Here is a 1,980-nt window from a genome sequence, read left to right as displayed (position 1 = left end):
CCCGCCACAGCCTCGTATCGAGGCGTGCCGCACCGATCGCGGCTGGCGGCTGCGCGGCGCGAAGCCGTGGTGTTCGGGTGTACAGACGTGCACGCACGCCCTGGTGACCGCCGACGTCGACCACGGCGCCCGCGCCCTGTTCGCCGTCGACCTCAGCGAGGCGGGCGTGCGTCGGGAGACCACCGAGTGGGCCGCGACGGGGATGAGCACCACCGAGACCGGCACCGTGCATCTCGACGACGTACCGGCCCGCCCGATCGGTCCCCCCGGTGCCTACCTCGACCGTCCCGGGTTCTTCCACGGCGGCATCGGCGTGGCCGCGTGCTGGTGGGGCGGGGCACGCAAGGTCGCCGATGCGATCTTCCGAACGTCCCCGGCCGACGACGTGACCGCGATGCATCTCGGCGCGATCGACGCCCGCCTACTGGCCGGATTCGCCATGCTCGAGCAGGCGGCCGGCATCGTCGATGCACACCCCGACGATCTCGACGGGGCGCGCCGCCTTGCGCTGTCGGTCCGCTGGTCGGTCGAGCAGGTGGCCACCGAGGTCATCGACCGGGTCGCGCGGGCTCTCGGTCCGACACCGTTGGTGCGCGACGCCGAGCACGCGCAGGCCGTCGCCGATCTCGAGGTCTACCTCCGGCAGTCCCATGCCGAGCGCGACCTGATCGACCTCGGACGGCTCACCGAAGCCCCGCTGTTCGGTCGCTTCGCCGGCCGCGACGGCATCACCCTCGAGCCCGGAGCAGGTACACGATGACCACCATCGGCCCCTCACCCACCCAGTTGCGCTTCGCCGAGCGACCGATCGACATCCCCGGCACCCCCGAATCACGATGGCGAGAATGGCTTTCGGGGCGCACTCCTACCGATCTGGAGGTGACGGTCGATCGGTTGATCGTCCTCGGCGCCCACCCCGACGACGAGGTCCTCGGGGTCGGCGGGATCATGTCGATCGCCGCCCGGGCGGGCGTAGCGGTCACGGTGGTGTGCATGTCGGACGGTTCGGGATCCCACCCCGGGTCGGCAACGGTCTCACCCGAGCGATTGGTGATGCGTCGCCATCTCGAACTCGACACGGCTGCAACCCTTCTCGGACTCGACCGGCCACGGTGGCACGGCTTGCCCGACGGTGACCTCGCCGCCCACCACGAGGCGATGTGCCGCATCGTCGACGGCTACCTCGACGCCTGCGGCGACGAGTCGGTGGCCGTGCTCGCGGTCTGGTCCGGCGACGGCCACCCCGATCACGAGGCACTCGGAAACTGTGCCCGCGAGGTCTGCACACGCCGGGGCGTTCCGCTCTGGATGTACCCGATCTGGATGTGGCACTGGGCAACTCCCGGCGACGATGCCGTGCCATGGGATCGTCTGCGCCGGGCGCCGTTGTCCCCGTTGGAGGTTGCCGTCAAGCACGCCGCCGTGCATGCCTTCGCCTCGCAGGTCCGGCCCCTGTCCGACGACCCGGCCGACAAGGCGATCCTGCCGCCGCACGTGCTGGCCCACCTCACCCGGCCCACCGAATACGTGTTCACCTGATGACCACCCCACGACACCCCGACGACGGCCCGAAGACGTTGCCGGAGAACTACTTCGACGACGTCTACCGCGACACCGACGACCCGTGGGGGTTCACCGACCGCTGGTACGAACAACGCAAGTACGCGCTGACGCTGGCGTCGCTGACCGCTCCGCGGTACCGGCGGACCTTCGAACCCGGTTGTTCCATCGGCGTTCTGAGCGCCGCGCTCGCCGACCGCAGCGAGGAGATCGCATGTATCGACGTCAGTGCGCGGGCGGTCGAACTCGCCGTGCGCCGACTGGCCACCACCGACGCCCGGGTCAGTGTGTCCACCGGGGATCTGACCGGTCCGTGGCCGCCGGGCACCTTCGACCTCATCGTGCTCAGCGAGGTGCTCTACTACCTCGGTGACGCCGACCTCGACGTCGTCGTAGAGCGACTTCCCGGGGCGTTGACCG

The 1,980-nt window shown here is 70.3% G+C and carries 3 protein-coding genes; all 3 read left to right on the top strand.

The annotated features are described in order from the left end of the window. Nucleotides 1-760 (top strand): acyl-CoA dehydrogenase family protein (locus B1964_RS01065; protein ID WP_079928469.1); only part of this gene is annotated, 760 nt, incomplete at its 5' end. Beyond that, nucleotides 757-1,539, top strand: coding sequence for a PIG-L deacetylase family protein (locus tag B1964_RS01060; protein ID WP_014358482.1), 783 nt, complete (start codon nt 757-759; stop codon nt 1,537-1,539). The genes B1964_RS01065 and B1964_RS01060, both read left to right, overlap by 4 nt. Then, a partial coding sequence (locus tag B1964_RS01055; RefSeq protein ID WP_079928468.1) for a class I SAM-dependent methyltransferase occupies nt 1,539-1,980 on the top strand: 442 nt, incomplete at its 3' end. The genes B1964_RS01060 and B1964_RS01055, both read left to right, overlap by 1 nt.

Origin of the sequence: Gordonia sp. i37 (assembly GCF_002043085.1) — a bacterium.
In the GTDB taxonomy this organism is placed as follows: Bacteria; Actinomycetota; Actinomycetes; order Mycobacteriales; family Mycobacteriaceae; genus Gordonia; species Gordonia polyisoprenivorans.
This window is presented reverse-complemented; position numbering and strand designations above follow the sequence as displayed.